General features: G+C 48.6%; 14 protein-coding genes. 9 read left to right on the forward strand and 5 right to left on the reverse strand.

The window, feature by feature from the left end:
• The first annotated feature begins 6 nt into the window (after window positions 1-6).
• The 6 genes from kdpB (at window position 7) to AC0YNW_RS16250 (ending at window position 6,874) form a co-directional block, all read left to right on the forward strand.
• Window positions 7-2,019 carry a potassium-transporting ATPase subunit KdpB gene (gene kdpB, locus AC0YNW_RS16225; RefSeq protein ID WP_475833158.1) on the forward strand — a complete coding sequence of 671 codons (2,013 nt, stop codon included), beginning with the start codon at window positions 7-9 and terminating at the stop codon, window positions 2,017-2,019.
• A gap of 34 nt (window positions 2,020-2,053) precedes the next feature.
• Entirely contained in the window at window positions 2,054-2,626 is a 573-nt protein-coding gene (kdpC, locus tag AC0YNW_RS16230; RefSeq protein ID WP_475832810.1) for a potassium-transporting ATPase subunit KdpC, read from the forward strand.
• A 75-nt stretch (window positions 2,627-2,701) separates the two neighbouring features.
• Complete coding sequence (locus AC0YNW_RS16235) at window positions 2,702-5,017, forward strand: histidine kinase (RefSeq protein ID WP_475832811.1); 2,316 nt, start codon at window positions 2,702-2,704, stop codon at window positions 5,015-5,017.
• Between the two features lie 64 nt (window positions 5,018-5,081).
• Window positions 5,082-5,486: a hypothetical protein gene (locus tag AC0YNW_RS16240; RefSeq protein WP_475832812.1), complete on the forward strand. Its 405-nt coding sequence runs from the start codon at window positions 5,082-5,084 to the stop codon at window positions 5,484-5,486.
• 180 nt (window positions 5,487-5,666) lie between these two features.
• A complete protein-coding gene (locus AC0YNW_RS16245) occupies window positions 5,667-6,188 on the forward strand; it encodes a TetR/AcrR family transcriptional regulator (RefSeq protein ID WP_475832813.1) in 522 nt (173 codons plus the stop codon).
• A 209-nt stretch (window positions 6,189-6,397) separates the two neighbouring features.
• Complete coding sequence (locus AC0YNW_RS16250) at window positions 6,398-6,874, forward strand: hypothetical protein (protein WP_475832814.1); 477 nt, start codon at window positions 6,398-6,400, stop codon at window positions 6,872-6,874.
• Between the two features lie 45 nt (window positions 6,875-6,919).
• Here the strand turns inward: AC0YNW_RS16250 and AC0YNW_RS16255 are convergent, their stop codons facing one another.
• From AC0YNW_RS16255 to AC0YNW_RS16265, 3 genes are all read right to left on the reverse strand, one after another.
• The gene (locus tag AC0YNW_RS16255; protein ID WP_475832815.1) at window positions 6,920-7,747 is read right to left on the reverse strand and encodes a DUF4367 domain-containing protein; all 828 of its coding nucleotides are present in this window, start codon (window positions 7,745-7,747) and stop codon (window positions 6,920-6,922) included.
• 1 nt (window position 7,748) lies between these two features.
• Window positions 7,749-8,318, reverse strand: coding sequence for an RNA polymerase sigma factor (locus AC0YNW_RS16260; RefSeq protein ID WP_387470877.1), 570 nt, complete (start codon window positions 8,316-8,318; stop codon window positions 7,749-7,751).
• A 237-nt stretch (window positions 8,319-8,555) separates the two neighbouring features.
• Window positions 8,556-8,909, reverse strand: a complete 354-nt coding sequence (locus AC0YNW_RS16265) for a hypothetical protein (RefSeq protein WP_475832816.1) — start codon at window positions 8,907-8,909, stop codon at window positions 8,556-8,558.
• 266 nt (window positions 8,910-9,175) lie between these two features.
• On the opposite strand from AC0YNW_RS16265, the gene AC0YNW_RS16270 reads away from it, so the two are divergent.
• Both AC0YNW_RS16270 and AC0YNW_RS16275 read left to right on the forward strand, forming a co-directional pair.
• Window positions 9,176-9,604, forward strand: a complete 429-nt coding sequence (locus tag AC0YNW_RS16270; protein WP_475832817.1) for a hypothetical protein — start codon at window positions 9,176-9,178, stop codon at window positions 9,602-9,604.
• Between the two features lie 178 nt (window positions 9,605-9,782).
• On the forward strand, window positions 9,783-12,071 hold the full coding sequence (locus AC0YNW_RS16275; RefSeq protein WP_475832818.1) for an ATP-dependent helicase: 2,289 nt from the start codon (window positions 9,783-9,785) through the stop codon (window positions 12,069-12,071).
• A gap of 102 nt (window positions 12,072-12,173) precedes the next feature.
• On the opposite strand, the gene AC0YNW_RS16280 is transcribed toward AC0YNW_RS16275, so the two are convergent.
• Window positions 12,174-15,908, reverse strand: coding sequence for a glycosyl hydrolase family 18 protein (locus AC0YNW_RS16280; protein ID WP_475832819.1), 3,735 nt, complete (start codon window positions 15,906-15,908; stop codon window positions 12,174-12,176).
• Window positions 15,909-16,578: 670 nt separating this feature from the next.
• Between AC0YNW_RS16280 and AC0YNW_RS16285 the strand changes: the two genes are divergently transcribed.
• Window positions 16,579-17,631 (forward strand): M42 family metallopeptidase, encoded by a 1,053-nt coding sequence (locus AC0YNW_RS16285; RefSeq protein WP_475832820.1) that lies wholly within the window; start codon window positions 16,579-16,581, stop codon window positions 17,629-17,631.
• 67 nt (window positions 17,632-17,698) lie between these two features.
• Here AC0YNW_RS16285 and AC0YNW_RS16290 read toward each other — a convergent pair whose 3' ends face one another.
• Window positions 17,699-18,241, reverse strand: coding sequence for an SRPBCC family protein (locus AC0YNW_RS16290; protein WP_475832821.1), 543 nt, complete (start codon window positions 18,239-18,241; stop codon window positions 17,699-17,701).
• Window positions 18,242-18,292: the final 51 nt, after the last annotated feature.

Here is an 18,292-nt window from a genome sequence, read left to right on the forward strand (position 1 = left end):
CAATCGATGTGGACGGGGCCGATCGCAAGACATGCGATGAAAGAGGCTTTCCTGAAGCTGGACCCGCGTCTTATGATTAAAAATCCGATTATGTTTGTCGTTGAACTTGGATTTATAGTTGCGCTGTTATTGGCTGTATACCCGGATGCGCTGGGGTCCTCGGATATCGATGCCTGGTTCAACCTTGCGGTGGCTGCCATTCTGCTCTTAACCATTCTGTTCGCCAACTATGCGGAAGCGCTGGCGGAGGGCCGGGGCAAGGCGCAGGCCGATTCTCTGAGAAGCGCCAAGAAGGAGATGCATGCGCGGAAAGTGACAGGCTCTCGCATCGAGATGGTGCCATCACATACGCTGCGCAAGGGTGATATTGTGCTGATCGAGCAGGGAGAGCTGATACCTGCTGATGGCGAAGTCATCGAAGGGCTCGCTTCCGTAGATGAGTCGGCGATTACAGGAGAATCGGCGCCAGTGATGAAGGAAGCGGGCGGCGACTTCAGCTCGGTCACAGGCGGTACACGGGTCGTCAGCGACCGCATCAAAGTGCGTGTCACCAGTGATCCCGGCGATTCGTTCCTGGACCGGATGATCTCCCTTGTAGAGGGCGCGAAGCGGCAAAAGACGCCGAACGAGATTGCGCTTAACACGTTGCTTGTGACTTTGACGGTCATTTTTATGATCGTTGTCGTGACGCTGCCTTTTTTTGCGCGGTACTTGGGCATTACGCTTGAGGTGCCTGTGTTGATCGCTTTGCTTGTGTGCCTCATCCCGACCACGATTGGCGGATTGCTGTCCGCGATCGGCATTGCCGGGATGGACCGCGTGACGCAGTTCAATGTGCTGGCGATGTCGGGAAAGGCCGTAGAGGCTGCCGGCGATATTAATACGATTATTTTGGATAAAACGGGCACGATTACGTTCGGTAACCGGATGGCGAGCGAGTTCCTTCCTGCTGAAGGAACGACGCTGGAAGAGCTTGCAGGCTGGGCAGGGATATGCTCGCTGAAGGATGAAACGCCGGAAGGCCGTTCTGTACTGGAGCTGAATAAGCGTCTCAGGATCGAATCGGATGCTGCCTTCCTTGATGGGGCTGAGGTTGTGGAATTCAGGGCAGAGACCCGTATGAGCGGTCTCGATTTGAAGGATGGCCGGAGAGTCCGCAAGGGCGCGGTCGATGCGGTGAGGAAATGGGTGGAGGAACAAGGCGGTTCCATTCCCGCAGGCTTGAAGGAAAGGGCCGACGAGGTGGCCTCGCAAGGCGGAACGCCTCTGGCAGTCGCGGTGGAGGCACGCTTGTACGGCATTATCTACTTGAAGGATACGGTCAAGCCCGGCATGAAGGAACGCTTCCAACAGATGCGGGAGATGGGCATCAAGACGATTATGTGTACAGGCGATAATCCGCTCACAGCGGCTACGATTGCGAAGGAAGCGGGGGTCGACGATTATATCGCCGAGAGCAAGCCGGAGGATAAAATCGCCGTCATCCGCAGGGAACAGGCTGCAGGCAAGCTGGTTGCGATGACGGGTGACGGCACCAATGATGCTCCGGCACTGGCGCAAGCTGATGTGGGCATTGCGATGAACAGCGGTACGGTGGCGGCCAAGGAAGCGGCCAATATGGTCGATCTGGATTCCGATCCGTCCAAAATCATTGAAGTCGTCGCCATCGGCAAGCAGCTTCTGATGACCCGGGGTGCTCTGACGACCTTCAGTATTGCGAATGATATCGCCAAATATTTTGCGATTATTCCTGCGATGTTTATCGTGGCCATTCCGCAGATGAGCGCTCTTAATGTGATGCAGCTGGCATCGCCTGAATCAGCGATTTTATCGGCATTAATTTTTAACGCTATTATTATTCCGCTGCTGATCCCCCTAGCGATGAAAGGAATTGCCTATAAGCCGATGTCATCCTCCAAGCTGCTGAGCCGTAATCTGCTGCTCTACGGCGCGGGGGGAGTGATTGTCCCTTTTGCCGGGATTAAGGCGATTGATATGATCGTTCAACTATGGGTGTAAAAAGCAGTTGAGATGTTCTAAGGAGGCTAGGAGCATGGTATCCATAATAATCCGCAGCAGCTTGGTGGTGATGCTGCTGTGCGGAGTCATCTATAATGTCGCCGTGACGGGAATTGCCCAGCTGGTTATGCCTTATCGCGCTGACGGAAGCTTGCTCTTGAACGAGGAAGGACAAGTGATTGGTTCAGAGCTGATCGGGCAGTCATTCACAGAGCCGGCATGGTTCCATGGACGTGTATCCAGCATTGGCTATGCGGCTGATGGCTCGGGCACCCCGAATTATGCGCCGTCGAATCCGGAGCTGCTGGCGCGGACGCAAGCGTCAGCAGAGGAGTGGAGGCAGGCTAACCCGAATGTATCGCTCGGCCAAGTTCCGCAAGACTTGCTTACGAATTCGGGCTCTGGACTGGACCCGCATATTAGCGTGGAGGCAGCGCTGGCGCAAATTCCGCGCGTCAGCCAGTGGAGCGGCGTATCCACCGAGACACTTAAGCAATTGGTTCAGGAGCAAACCAAGGAAAGAGAGCTCGGTGTGTTCGGCAAACGTGTTGTGAACGTACTGCTCCTTAATCTGGAGCTGAAAGATCAGGTCGAGCCGGCTGGCTAAGCAGGGCTTATGGAGCCCTGAGTCTCGTCCGTAAGGCCGAGATTCAGGGTATTTGCGTAGAAGGGAGGTGCGCGTATGAATGAGTATCGGCGCAAGACACCGGAGGAGCTGCTGCAATCCATAGCAGGCCTTCATCAGGGCAAGCTTAAGGTATATATCGGAGCGTTCACCGGTTCAGGCAAAACTTATCATATGCTGCGCGAAGGGCACGAGCTGTTGCAACAAGGTGTAGATGTCGTCTATTGCGCCGTCACGACGTCGGCCAGGCCGGAGACGAAGCAGCAGCTGGAAGGGCTGGAGCGAATTCCGAGCCTGAAGTGGATGAAAAAGGGCTCTGAGATGAAGGATTTGGATCTGAATGCGATTCTCGCCCGCAATCCCGAGGTTGTGCTGACGGACGGATTGGCGCATCGGAATCAGCCGGGCGCTGCCAAACCATCACGGCTTGAGGATATTAAGCATCTGTTGGTTAATGGCATCAGTGTGATCGTAACGGTAAATGCGATCGAGCTGGAGGGAGCACGCTTGCTGGCCAAACAGCGGGTGGAGCTTGAAGCGGCGGATACGGTGCCTGACGATGTGCTTGCAACAGCCCATGAGGTGCGGCTTATTGACGTATCGCCGGAGACGATGCTCAAGCGGATCGGGGATGGCAGCTTGGGCAGCAAAATTCCTGCCCCCCTCTTCAGCCGCGGCAGCTTGGCCATTCTGCGCGAAATTGCTCTCCGGCATATGGCGGAAGGGGTAATCGGAACGCTCGAAAAGCATCGGGAAGAGGAAGGGCTGACGGGTCCTTCCGGCGTAGGAGAGCGGATATTGGTCGCCGCTCAATATCATTGGAACGGCTCGATCTATGTCAGGCGCGGCCATCAGATTGCCAAGCGTCTGAATGGGGAGCTGACAGTGGTTGCCTTCGTAAAAATAGGGATACGTCTTACCCGGGAGGCGGAATCGTTCCGCCAGGCGATGAAAAAGCTGTGCCATAAGCTAAATGCTCCCTTCAGCGAGCTTCCGCTCCAGTCCAGAAGGAAACTGTCTGGTCAATTGCTGAATTTTGCGAGGTCTAATCAGATTACGCGTATTGTGCTGGGCCATTCCAAGCAGACCCGCTGGCAGGAGTGGCGAAGCGGCTCCGTCATCCATAGCTTGCTGAGCGAGGCGATAGGAATCGATCTGTTCATCGTAGCTGACCGAACGGAGCTTGATGGCGAGCGCATGCTGCCTGCCCGGAATAATGAAGAGCCGCGCAGCCGTTACCGGAGACTGAGCGGGCTGGAGATCGAAAGGAAAACCCAGTCTATTCATAGAGGAAGATTTAAGGTATACATGGGGGCTGCTCCCGGCGTCGGTAAAACGTATGCCATGCTGCGAGAGGGGAACAGCCTGTTAGCTGAAGGGGTCGATGTAGTCATTGGCCTCCTGGAAACGCATGGCCGCAAGGATACAGCCGAGCAGATAGGGGGGCTTTCGGCCATCCCTCAGAAGCGGGTGGATTATCGGGGAACGGTGCTGCATGAGATGAACCTTGAAGCTATCTTGGAGAGGCACCCGGAAGTAGTGTTGGTGGACGAACTGGCGCATACGAACGTTCCTGGATCGGCTTATAAGAAACGCTATGAGGCTGTTCAGATACTGCTCGACTCGGGCATATCGGTCATCTCCACGATGAATGTACAGCATCTGGAGAGTCTAAATGATGCAGTAGCCGGGGCAATTGGCGTGCGCGTAAGAGAGACGGTGCCGGACAGCATTCTGGGTGGGGCGGATGAGGTCGTGCTGATCGATGCGCCCCCCAGTCTGCTTCGGCAGCGGCTGAAGGACGGTAAAATCTATGCACAGGATAAGATTGAACAGTCGCTATCGCACTTCTTTCGGGAAGTGAATCTCATTGCTCTGCGGGAGCTTGCGCTCAGGGAGGTGGCGGATGATGTTGATGAGCGACTTGAAGCCTGGCAGAGAAGCGGGGCTTTGCGCGGTCCTTGGCGGAGAAAGGAAGTGATCGGAGTATTTGTTTCCTTGGATGATCAAGCGGAAAGCTTAATCCGCCGAGGATTTCGCATCGCGCACCGGCTTAAGGCGAATTGGCATACCATCTATATCGATACGGACATGTCTAAGAAACGGGAGGAGAGTCAAGCGCGTATCAGATCTCTTCAAGCATTGGCCGAGCGGCTTGGCGGCAGCTTCGTGCTGCAGGCCGCTCCCGGCGCACGAAGTATAGGCGGAGAGATTGTTGCGGCTGCCAAGCGGCTGGGATGCTCTCAGTTGGTGCTTGGCCAGCCGGAGCGCCGTTGGTTCAGGGCACTCGGAAGCGGGAGCATCATGAAGACGGTTATGGCACACGCCAGGTCGATGGATGTGTTAGTGGTCGGGAGAACGAGTGAGAAATAAGATTGGAAAGCAGAGGAAACATTTGTCTCTCATCTATCGTTATACATACGAGGGAGGGAGAGACGTGAAGAAAAAGACAAAGATTGGACTCTGGGCAGCGTCTGCAGCTGTGATTATATGGCTTGGATGGGCAGGCGGCAACTTGCTTGAGTATAGTGGTGTGTTCAATTACATGCGCGGGTTTACAGTGCAGGTAGAGAACCAAACCGAGCATGATATTGTGATTGTCGAGGCAGGCTTGGTAAGCGGGGATTCCAAGGATGCGATCAATCGAACGCTTAAGAGCGGCGAGCGGCTCTCCTTCAAGCCGAATCTTCAGATCACAGGTGAAAATGGCGTATATATGAACCATACTAATGCTAGAGGAGAAGTTGTAACGACCGGTGTATGCGGGTATACAGAGACGTTATCCGGCAGCGCTAAAGTTGTAATTGGCGAGGCCGTTACGGTGGAGCAGCATTGTTACTAGCAGGTAAACAGTGAAAAGAAAGCTCAGCCGTCTTAGCGGATGGGCTATTTCATTGCGTCGGGCTGAAGTGTATTCAGGGTGCGTTGTTCTTGCTATCATGATCCAGCTATACTATACTGGGGAATAATGATTAGTGATTGGTCGATCAATAAAGTTATGGTGAAAAGGAGTGCCTATTCTATGGTTCGTGGCATAACGGCATCCAACCGAAGAGATGACATTGTGACAGCGGCAATTGAGGTTTTCGCCGAGTTGGGCTATTATCGGGCGACAACGGCGCAGGTCGCGGAGAAGGCGGATATTTCGCAGCCGTATGTATACCGCTTTTTTACGAAAGAATCACTGCTCGTAGCGGCTCTTGAGCTGTCTTGGCAACGCATCCTAAAGGCTTTCCAGAAGGTCATTACGGACACTTCTGTCCCGGAACAACTGGAGATCAGCTTGATTCGAGCCTATGAAGGAGTTATGGAATCTCACCGCCATGAAATACTTCTGCAAATGCAGGCGCTGACGATCCAGGAGCCGGTTGTGCGCGAGGCGATGCGAGTAGGCATGAATCAAGTGCAGACGCTGGTACGCGATGCCTTCCAGCAGGCGGGAATCACCGAGGCGGGTGATAGAACATCCAATTTTCTCGCAAGAGGCCTGCTGTGCAATGTAACGATGGCGCTGGATATGCCGCAGTTGATGAAGAAAAAGTAACGGATTCGAGCAGATTATTTAAGCAAAATGTGCGACTCAGATAGTACGAAACAGCCCAACGGTAACCGTTCATCAGTTATCGTTTTTTTTCATTCAGTAGGATAGAACAACCGAATGTTGAAAATTTATGAAAAATAAATGTAACCTGATTAATCATTAATTCGTTTAAGTATTATCAACATATTACACAAACGAAGGGAATGGTTAGGATGGTAAAAATCAAACGTTTCTCAAAAACAGCAATTAGTCTAATGCTCGCACTTGTACTTGTCATGGCTCCACAACTCGCCGCCGCCGGAGAAGCAACTGTACCACAAACCTCTCCACCCCCTATGATGGTGCAGCCAATGGCTGTTTTTGAAGGTTATACGTATTTGAAGTCTTCTTCTGAAAATTTATCTATTGGATCTAACCTTATTGCAGTAGTTACTGCTGGAACGAATGCCAAAACGACTGTCTCTGAGATTGGCGGGACTATACAGTTGCAGGAATGGTCAGGAACGAGCTGGATTAATCTTATTCCTACAGCTCCCTATTCATATAAAAATATGACGATGGCAACCGGGAATATGACCAGGTCTGTAAGAAGCGGATATTACTATAGAGCGAAAGTTACTCATTTCGTGACGCATAACGGAACAACTGAAACGGCAGTTTCATATTCAGATACAGTGCTGGCTCCATAATTCGATTACACATGAAAAAGAAGAAAGGACTGGGTATAAATATACCTAGTCCTTCTTTTTGTAATTAGCCATGTTTTTAATAACTTCCTTAGATATAATAAGTGTTTCTTCATGACTCAGAGGACCAGATATAGATACATGTATATCATCCATCAAAAACTCTTGAGCAATGTATCCATCGTTCGTTGTGAAAATATAAGTTTCCGTAGTGCCAATTTTCAATGTTTCCATTTTAATATTTGGACCGCCGCCTGATTGGAATACAGAGTTTTCTAATAATCTTTGAAGGATAATGGTATAGTTAATTCCCTCATCATCTGTATACTCAACTGCTACCATACGCGGAATTTGCTGGTTTTGAAAAACAATTACTTGTTGTAATTGATATCCTTCAGCTATATAAGTGATTGCTGGTATTGGGAAGTCAGTCTGTTCGGATGCTTCCTCTAATGTCGTAAATCTTAAATCCTGAGGGTTGCTGGAGAGATAGTGTTCATCAGACGTCACAACATTAGTTCCACCATTTTCAACAATTGGGCCGCCTTCAGGCGGAGGCGGTGTTTTGGGAACGGTTTTAGACGCATTATCCTCACCAAACATAATTCGCACAACGTCGTCCTTAATGGTCACAACAGCTTTGAATAATGGTTGAAATGCGTTTGATGCTGTAGGCGTGCCGAACAAAAACGCACCTAGAAGAAACGAAGCTGCCACATAGGGCAAGGCACGAAGCTGAGACCTTCTGCGTTTTTTCTTGGCAAGCTGCAGCTGAAGTTTTTCCCAGGAGGGTCCGGCATCAGGGGTGAAATTATGGCTTTGGACACTCTCCTCAAAGGCCTGGTCGAATAGCTTATCGAACTCCTCTTTGTTCACCCTAGTCACCCCACTTCTTGGAAAAGGTTCGTTTCATCGCTTCTCTTGCCCGGTATAACTTATATTTCACTCGTTCTTCAGTCGTCTCAAGCTCAGTCGCAATCTCCCGGTAGCTGAGATCTTTCTTCCATCTTAATTCAATTAAAGCCTTGTACTCCGGCCGCAGCTCATTCAAGCATTGGCTGATCGTCTCCGTCATAAGCTTCAGCTCTACTTCCTTCTCCAGTGAAGCCATCTCGGTGGACATCGGCGCGCTTTCATTTATATAAACACTCTCTGAGTCAATCTCGTTGCGATTTTTTTTCGTTTTTCGAAAATAATTATAGACCATGTTCCGAACGACTACCTTCAGCCAGCTTTTTAGCTGAGCTTCATTCTCGGCGCGCGGTACACTGTCTATAATTTTGATGAATGAATTTTGAATAATATCTTCTGTCGCAGCATGATCCTTAACCATATATATAATTGGAGAATATACGAATTGATAAAACTCCTCGTAGATCTCCTTTTGAAGCTGCGGGCTAAGCGCGTGGTAGTTAGCGCCTGACAGAAGGAACAGCTTGCTTTCCACAGGTAATGCGACCCCCTTACGGATGCATATGGAATTCGGTAGTTTGGAAGATCGTGTAAGTCTATGCCTCCTGCCATTATACCGTATATGGGGGTTAATGTATTACAGAAAAATTAGACAATATTCCATTTATGGAGTATGCAGGTTTTAAGGGACGATAAAAAAGACGAAGTAAAAAGTATGCTTCGCCATATGACTTTTATTAAAGGGATCTAAACAAAAAGAAATAGTAGGGAATTAATTGTAACCCGATTTGTAGTCAGGCGGAGGTGCGGTTTTGGGGATTATGTTTTTCTTATGAGCGGGCTCATTGTCAGAGATCCCTAGAACATCTTGTTTAATTACAGTTGCAACGTGCTGGAAGGCATCGGAGATCGTTGGAGTTCCAAATAAAAAAGCACCAAGTAAAAAGGAAATCGCGAAGTAAGGTAGCACTTTGAATATGGAAATGCTCTTCCTGCTGTTAGTTTTCTTCGCAAGCTTCTTCTGAAGCCGTGTCCAGGACTCTTCAGAATCGGGGACAAAACGGGTAAGCTTGACACTTTCACGAAAGGCATGATCAAATTTCGCTTCAAGTTCTTCTGTTTTCATCCCCGCGCCCCGCTTTCATGACAATAGTATATAAGTGCATGAGTGGTATCCACTATATAAACACTTGAAAATAGTTGTTCGTTGCACTTTTTCTAGAAATTTTATAATATCTTGATAGTAGTGTGGCGGGTTGTGATCCCCATATTTCCGACTAATCATATGGGTTAAGTAAATTATTTTAAAATAATTCGACAAAATTCCGCTACTTTCTTGTTGTTTCGCGTGTTATAGAGGTAAATCTTGCGACGAGCCTGCGGAGGTGACTTATGAAGAGATGGGTGCTGCTGTTGCTGTTGATTATTTTTGTGTGCATACCCATCGTATATGAGCAGGATGGTGCTGAGTTAATCCAAGAAATGGCGGCGGAAGAAATCGGATATTATCATGTCTATGTGTTCTGGGACAATGAGGACGCAGAAGAATCATCGCTCCCTGAATCTTTGCTCCGTCCATTCGATTCCGAGGCTTTCCGCCAATCCTTGCATATAGCAAGACTGCAACTTGTCCAGTTAAACCACGATGATCCTAATTACCGCTATGCGAAAGTTTTTGAAATGAAACGTACACCTACCTATGTTTTGTTAGACCATCAAAAGGTTCTGCTGGAGACTACCGAGATTGAAGATATCCCTCGCTATATACACGGAGATACAACTTGGTTAAGTTTGAAGAGAGAAGTCAAGTCTGCGCGCTAGCCGACTGCGCTCTAGAGCCGCTGCCATGCAGGCAATGCCTGTGTATACAGCGGCTTTTCTAATGGAAACAAATGGTGACCCGTCCAGCTCCGCGTATCCAACCCTTTCCTGAGAGGATAGGAAGCTAGAATATGCTATAATAGCCACATTGTTTTTGTACGGAAGGGATCGGGGAGTTATGGGTAAATTGGAGAGTTTCCTGGAGCGCAAGCATGGGGAGCTTGGCGTAGGATTAAATGAAGTGCAGAAGCAAGCCGTAGGGCAAGCGGAAGGGCCGTTATTGCTGCTGGCATCGCCTGGTTCGGGCAAGACGACGACCCTTATTATGCGAATCGGGTATTTAATCGAAGAGCTTGGAGCTGAGTCGGCGCGAATCAAGGCGGTCACGTTCAGCCGGGCATCCGCGCGAGATATGAAGGAGCGTTTCTCGCGTTTCTTCCCGTTGTTGGAACCCGTGGATTTTTCCACGATTCATAGTCTTGCTTTCGAGATTGTGCGTACACACTTCTACAAGTCGAGAACCGCTTATGACATCATCGAAGGAGCTCTGGAGATTGAAGAGGAGGACGGTGCGCAAGGAACGGAGAAGCCGTTGCCACTTCACAAACGGATTATTTTGCGCAATTTGTTCAAAGAAGTTGTCGGCGAAAATGCAACGGATGATGCGATGGAGGAACTGACGACTTATATCAGTTATGTAAAGAACAAGATGCTGCCCCCGGAGCAATGGGCGAGCGTCAAGGTTGACGTACCTAAAGCCGAGCAGATCCTGCGCGAATACGAGTTGTTCAAGCGCAATGGCACGTCAAAGCTTCTTATTGACTTTGACGATATGCTGACGATAGCCAATGATGTGCTTGAGAAGGATGGAGCAATGCTCCGCAAGCTGCAAAGCCGCTATGATTATGTCATGACGGATGAAAGCCAGGATACATCGATGGTGCAGCATGCCATTATCGAAAAGCTGGTGAAATCGCATCGTAATCTGTGCGTAGTGGCGGATGATGACCAGTCCATCTACAGTTGGCGGGGAGCGGAGCCTACTTATTTGCTCAAATTCAAGAATGTATATCCGGACGCAGTTACGCTGTATATGGTGCAAAATTATCGTTCCTCGCCTGAAATCGTTTCAACTGCCAACACCTTTATCAAGCGCAATAAGAATCGCTACGATAAAGAGATGTTTACCCATAATGCGTCTCATCAGCCTATTACCTTCAAGACGCTTCAGGATTACCGGGAGCAGGCGAAGTATGCAGTTCGGGAAATAGCGAAGAACGAGAAGCTCTCAGAGACTGCTGTGCTCTACCGAAACAATTCATCTTCAATTGCGCTTATGAATGAATTTGACCGTGCGGGTATTCCGTTCTATATGAAGGATGCGGACAATCGTTTTTTCTCCCATTGGGTGATTGAAGATGTATTGAACTTCATGCGCATGTCCTACACAGACAAGCGTGCGGATATCTTGGAGAATATCCACTTGAAATTCAATGGCTACATTAGCAAGCATCAAATGTCCGTGTTGAAATCGATTGATAACGGAGAGTCTGTCTTCGATAACCTGCTGACGATCGCACAGCTTCATGACTATCAGATCAAGCCGCTGCAAGAGGCGAAAGAGACGTTCCGAGAGATGAACGGCATGCCGCCTCTGCATGCCATTCGCGTCATTCGGACGCGGCTTGGGTATGAGAAGGCACTAGAGAAGCTATGCGAGCGGCTTGGTTTCCGCAAGGAGTATCTGATCGGTATATTGAATACGCTGGAGGATATTGCGGAGGGGCTGGAGACGATGGCCGACTTCGCGGCTCGTCTGAAGTATCTGGAAAAAGTGCTGAAGGGAGCGAAATCGAGGAAAGGTCAAAACGCCGTAACGTTTTCTACGTTCCACAGCGCCAAAGGACTGGAGTTCGATCATGTCTATATGGTGGATCTGATCGAAGGGATTATCCCTGCTTCGGAGGACGGTAAGAAGGGAGCAGGCGGAGATTCGCCAGCCATGGAGGAGGCGGTCCGACTCTTCTATGTCGGCATGACACGTGCGCGTAAAACGCTGGAGATGATCACGTATGGACAGCGTGACGGAGAGCAAGCGACGGAGTCTTCTTTCATGTCAGCGGTACAGGATATTATGGACCCTGGCCGGATATCGACCCGAGCAACGGCAGTCTCAGAACGCCAATCCAGCTTATCTGCTGCTGGGGAATCGCGGAGCAATTCCGTTAGGCTGAAAAGCACAAGCTTCACAAGCAGCAGGGAGCCCGTGAAGGCTGAAGCGAATCCCAACGCTGTCAAAGACCCGGCCGAGCTAGAGGCAGGAGCAAATGTGCGACATCGTGTATTTGGAGTGGGGTGCATAGAGCGTGCTGATAATGAGAGCATCGTCATTCGATTCGGGGAGAACAATGTGAAGACGCTGGCTGTGGCGATGTGTGTGGAGAGAGAGCTGCTGGAGCTGGTGTAGCGGCAGTGAGGCAAGCGGGGCAGGCATAACATGTAAGGCTAGGCACAGAAAAAAGAGGGACGGTACAGGCTCAGGCCTGTTCCGTCCCTTTCTATTAAACGATTATACTTTGTCCAGCTTGTGGGCTTCCAAAATGCGGATGACGATTACAGCTGCTTGAGCTTTCGTCAGATCAGCTTTCGGATCGAAGGTTGTGCTGGATTTGCCGATCATAATGCCTTCTTGAACAGCTAGCGCGACAGCAGATTTCGCATATGCGGCGATATCTTTAGCGTCAGCGAATGCGTTCAGCTTCGATGCATCAGCATCTTTCTTCACGCCCAGGTAGGAAAGGACGTTCGTCAGAATAACGGCGATGTCTTGACGGCTGATCGTGCTGTCTGGATCGAAAGCTGTCTCGGACTTGCCTTGAATCAGGCCCAGCTTCTTCGCAGCAGCGATATCGCCAGCGTACTTGGAATTGGCAGCGACATCCTGGAATGGAGCTGTGCCATTCTCAGGCAGGATACCAAGACCTTTGACGATCATGGACGTAAATTCAGCGCGCGTAATGCTGCTGCTAACGCCGAATGTGTCTTTAGACTCGCCTGCAAGCAGAAGCTTGGCTGCAGCGCGGGCTACGGAATCTTTTGCCCAAGCAGCGGTTGCGTCCTTGTACGAAATGCTGGATTGTACGATCGTATAGATGCTATTGCCGCTGCGCTTCAGCTCAGCTGTTACTTTTCCGTTGGACAGCTTTGTGAATAAGGTTGGAACTGGACGGAATGTGTTGGTAGTTGGGTCATACACAACGCCCGTTGCGTTTGCCGTATTCACATCTGCTCCTTCAAGCGTAAAGATGCGGCTAAGCGAATGTTTGCCAAAGTCTGTGATTTCTTCAAGCTTGCCATCGGAAGTATGCTTCGAAATTTTGAAGTCAAGCGGTTGAGCTAGAAGCTTCAGTCCGCTATCCTTAGCCAGTTTCTCTGCAGCTTCTGCAGCACTTGCAGATGCAGGTGTGATCGAAATTTGCAGGTTAACGCCGAGTGGAAGCGCATGTGCCGGAATGACATAGGTTACACCGTTCCAGACGATGGACAATTGAGCGTTGTCGCCTTTTGCAGCCAGAGCAGTTACTACTGCTTGAGGCAATTCAACTTCAATCGATTTGGCTTCTTTGTCTACGGATAATTTAAAAGCAGTTTCTTTTGAGCCATTAATCGTTTGAACAGAAATACCTTCTTGGATGTTAATTACCCACTTGCCATCGTTTTTCGTAATGGAGGCATCCAGTTCCGTAGTTGTATCTCCGGAACCCGTTGGAGGCGTTACAACTGGCGTACCTGTCAGTTCTGCTGTCTTGATTTTAACCGGATTGCTCATCGGTGAAACTTCAGCAATTTTATTATCGGCATTTTTTACAGCCAAGATGGTTACTGTATACTCCGTGTTGGCTGCAAGATTTGTTAGGGATATTTTGGTATCAGTGATTGTTTTAACGTAAGTGTAGTTGTTAAAGATTTCATAAGAGCTTGCGCCTTCAACGGCATCCCATTGTACAGTAAATGAGTTTGTGCTAGAGCTTACTTTTTTAGCATTTTGCGGTGCTTTCAGTGCCGCTTCGTTTGCTTTTCCGTCAATCGGGAGGTTTTTCACCAATTGAGGATTCAACGTATCGTTTTTGTCACTGCTGATATCCCACGTCATAACTCCTGCAATATCCAGTGTTTTAACGAGGGAAGAAGTATACATCATTGTTGTTTCATCATTATAAGTGATAAACATTCCTGTCTTTTTATCGTATACATAAGAAACTTTGGAAGCAGGATTCCAGAAGTGCTCGAAATTCTCATTGGTCAGATAATTGTCCTGGATGTCATAAAAATCGAATAATCCTTTCTCCCATGTGCCATTTGGTATGCCGCCTTCTTTAACTGGTGCGCAAGATTGATATTCACCATTTCCTGGACATCCGGCCCATCCTTTTCCATAGAATGGAATACCGATAACTAACTTGTGATTTGGCACACCGCCATTCAGATGGTCAACAGCAGCACCTCGAACATTGTTTCGTGGAGCATTTACAGAAGTGGATGGATGCTTAGAGTCATAGTATAGTGGCGAATTATGATGAGCCAGGTTGCTCCAATCACCACTAAAGTCATACGTCATAATATTAACAAAATCCAAATATTTTACTGAGTTTGGAAGATCGGCATTAGCAATGAAATTCTTCGATTGAAGCGATGCTATAGTCAGGAGATAATATTCTCCGTCTTCTCTGCCAGCAGCATCTAAAGCTTCGCGAACAGTCTTCATAAGCTTAGTGAAATTAATGTTATCTTCAGGACTGCGAGTATTCGATTCTTCTCCGCCCTCAACTGGATATTCCCAGTCGATGTCAATTCCCTCAAAGCCATACTCCCTAATAAATTTAACCACAGAATTGGCGAATACTTGACGAGTAACCTCATCAGCAGCCATAACAGAGAAGTACTTGGACATCGTCCAACCACCCACTGATATTAGCATCTTCAGATTAGGATTCTCCTCTTTAATAGGCTTAAACTCTTCGAAGTTTAGGAAATCAAAGCCTGGAGAATCGTTCTCAGGATTTGGGTCAGGCGCATCTCCTAGAACCATTTCACCATCATGCACATAATCAGATTGCAATGGTACTTTCGGATTTTGGCAGTCACCGCGGGTGCTATATTTCTTCCAGCAAAGTTCGGAGAAAGCATAATTTATATGAGTAAATTGCGAAAAGTCAACATCGGCCGGTTTAAGATTTCTGGCTGTTTCAGATCTAGCCCAGGAAGTATAGTAGGTTACATTAGTGTAATTACTTCCAGGAACTGCCGTTATGGCTTCACTTTTCTCTGATTTCCACAGACTGTTACTAGCTACAACGGAGTACGAATAAGATTTGCCTTCTTCAAGTCCTGTCACGACTAATCGATTATCCGTTGTTGTACCGATCAGCACATCGTCCTGATAAACATCATATCCGGTTGCAGCCGGTGTTGGAGCCCAGCCGAGGGATACGGATGAACGTGTCGCTGTTACGACTTGAACAGCCCTGGGAGCAATTAACTCTCCCCAGACAACGGTATATTTTTTTCTCTCCGATTCAATACCTGTTTTCGAATTTTTGCCCGCCACTAGAAATTCGATATTTGTGCCAGCTTGTGCTTGTTCGGGTTTTAAATTATAGGTAAATTGATTGGAACCATTATAGATACCGCCAGTCCAAGCGCCATTGACCCAATAATGATATTCATCTGCGCCTGGATAACCTGTCCAACCAAGTGTAATACTTGATTCGGTCACATTAAGAGTTTTTAAACCCAACGGTGATCCTGTAGGCGGATCTTGGTATTCACTTGTATCTTCGGTTGTTGTAAATTCGATCACAGCACTTTTGTGAGTAATATCGCCAGGTCGAACATGCCAAGTAAGATAAACCTTATAGGTTGTATTTGGTTCAAATTTCGCAATAACTTTTTTATCAGCTTGAGCGTAATCTACCCAACCATCATTATGTGCAAACCACATATCAACTGCTGGATTGGTTGAGTGAGGGTCCCAATCGATTTCGATACTTCTAGCTCCAATATCTATAATCTTAAAGTTTTGTGGAGCAGTTGGATCTTGGGCTGCCAGTGTAGTAGCGTCGGGCGAAATACTCTCAGGATTCTCCCCAGAAGTATCTTCTTCTTGGATAGTTGTTACCGGTACTTCCGCATCTTCAGCATAAGCTAATGAAGAGCTCATTAGCGGACTAACTAGAATAGCCAACGCCAGGAATACGATAAACAGCATTTTTAATTCTTTCTTGCGTGCAGCAAAATACACCATATCACCTCATTGTAATAGTCTGTCCTCGCGGCATGACGTGTCAGCCGCTGGCAGGTGTTGCGGCGGAACTGATGAGGGTTGCTTCATGATGTCGGATTCGATGTTTCATTCGATGTTTAATAGGGAATTTTACGTGTGCGGAAGAAACTCATGGTGTGTGCTAGCCAATGTTGTACATGCTGCGATCGATTCGCATGTTGGGAATCATGTACCGGTATTGCACAAGTTGGACTGAAGATAAAGCTTGTCCGTTTTGAATGGGGAGCGATTTGTGATAGCGTTTTCTTTTTCTGAAAAAATCACTCTGGCTAGCAAGTACATTCAGCCCGCTAATGGTTCATTGGATGCTTGCTTCGCCCCTCCTTCCAGCCCCTAGTTTTAGTGGAGATGCGGTGTAGCTACTCCTATCATGATTCGAAGTATGAACAAGCGGAAGGGGTAAATTCGTGGTATGTAAGGGGTAAATTTTTACAAAATATACATAGGATTAATGAATGATTTTATTTTTGTCAATATGGAATGATTTCTGATAGAAATCAATTGTGTTTTTGGGCGGTTGAAGGCTGTGAGGGCAGGCCAGGCAAGGAGTTTGGTTTCCAATTCGGAAGATGTGGTAAGATGAAAAGATCAAAAATGATGGTTTTGAGCTACAGGAAAGGAGTGCAGCATCATGTCTAACGCATTAAAACCCGAGCTTAATCGGGACTATATGATTCGTCAATTAAGCCGGCTTCTGAGCATTCCAAGTCCCAGCGGCTATTGCATGGCGATTATGGATGAATTGCGCAAAGAAGTGGAGAGCTTAGGCTACACGATGGAGCAGACACCGAAAGGAACGGGCATCATTACGATTCCGGGCAAGCGTACGGATAAAGTCATCGGAGTGTCCGCGCATGTGGATACGCTAGGGGCTATGGTCCGTTCGATAAAGTCGAATGGTATGATCCGGTTCACTCCGGTCGGCGGTTATGCGATGGGAACGGTGGAAGGCGAATATTGCACCATTCATACGAGAGACGGGCGCCAATATGAAGGAACGGTGCTGACGACCAAGCCTTCGGTGCATGTGTACAGCGATGCCCGCGATATGAAGCGGGAAGAAGCGAACATGGAAATTCGTATTGACGAATCTGTTGCGTCCAAAGAAGATACGCTGAAGTTGGGCATTTCTGTCGGTGACTTTATCTCGTGGGACCCTCGTACCCGGCTATTGCCGAATGGCTGGATTAAGTCCCGCCATCTGGATGACAAGGCAAGCGTAGCGGCGCTGTTGGGATTCCTGGAATGGGTGAAGAGGGAAGGGAAGTCGCCTGCTTACACCGTAAAACTGCTCATCTCCACTTATGAAGAGGTTGGACATGGCTGTGCCTACATTCCGCCGGATATTACGGAGCTGCTTGCCCTGGATATGGGGGCGCTTGGTGACGATCTGTCAGCGACGGAGAAGGATGTGTCTATCTGTGCGAAGGACTCCTCGGGTCCATACGATTACGGTATGACGACGCGTCTTATCGAATTGGCGAAGCGGGAAGACATTCCTCATGCGGTTGATATTTATCCTCATTATGGTTCGGATGCATCGGCAGCCTTAAGAGGTGGAAGCAACATTCGTGCTGCATTGATGGGTCCGGGAGTACATGCTTCTCACGGCATGGAGCGAACGCATGAGGAAGCGGTCGTGAATACGGCTGCTTTGCTAATCGCATATGTAATGGAAGAATAGCAGTTGCTATAAAAAGGCGCAGGCGCTGTGCAGGGATAAGCTCCCTTCAAGCGGCCAGCGCCTTTCACTATTTGGACCGGTTCTGAATATATTCGTCCAGCAGGTCGAAGGTCTCGGCGAAGCCTTGCCTTAGATGGTCGCGAAGCGCTTCGAATACGCGCATCTCAGCTTTCTTGGCATCCTCGGGCAGGCCGTGCAGGGTCAGCTTTGTGGTCCCCTCCTCTTGCTCTTCGAAGGTTACTGTGTTCAGAATCTCCAGCGGCCAATCCTTGCTGAAGTAGGCTCGGACCGTTTTGCCGTTCTCGTCTGCAAAAGAATTCGCATAGACAAGCTTGTCAGGCCCCGCGATTTCCCGGTACGCAAATTTGCCCCACATGACATTGCCTTCAGGGGATTGCTGCTTATAATGAATGGTCCCGCCGGGAACGAGCTCTTGAGAGAGGATGGTCATTTCGTATCCTCGCGGCCCCCACCAATTTTTCATATGTTCGCCTTGGGTGAACAGCTCGAACAGCTCTTCCTTAGGCACATTAAATATTCGCGTCATGTACAGTCCGCGCTTGCTGGAAGACGCCGTGCCGGATGCTGCTTTTTTCTTGCGTTGAAACATTGTTGCTTGGCCTCCTCGTTCATCTGTTCCTCTAATCATAACATAGCTTGG

The sequence above is a fragment of the Paenibacillus sp. J31R120 genome, from assembly GCF_056269225.1.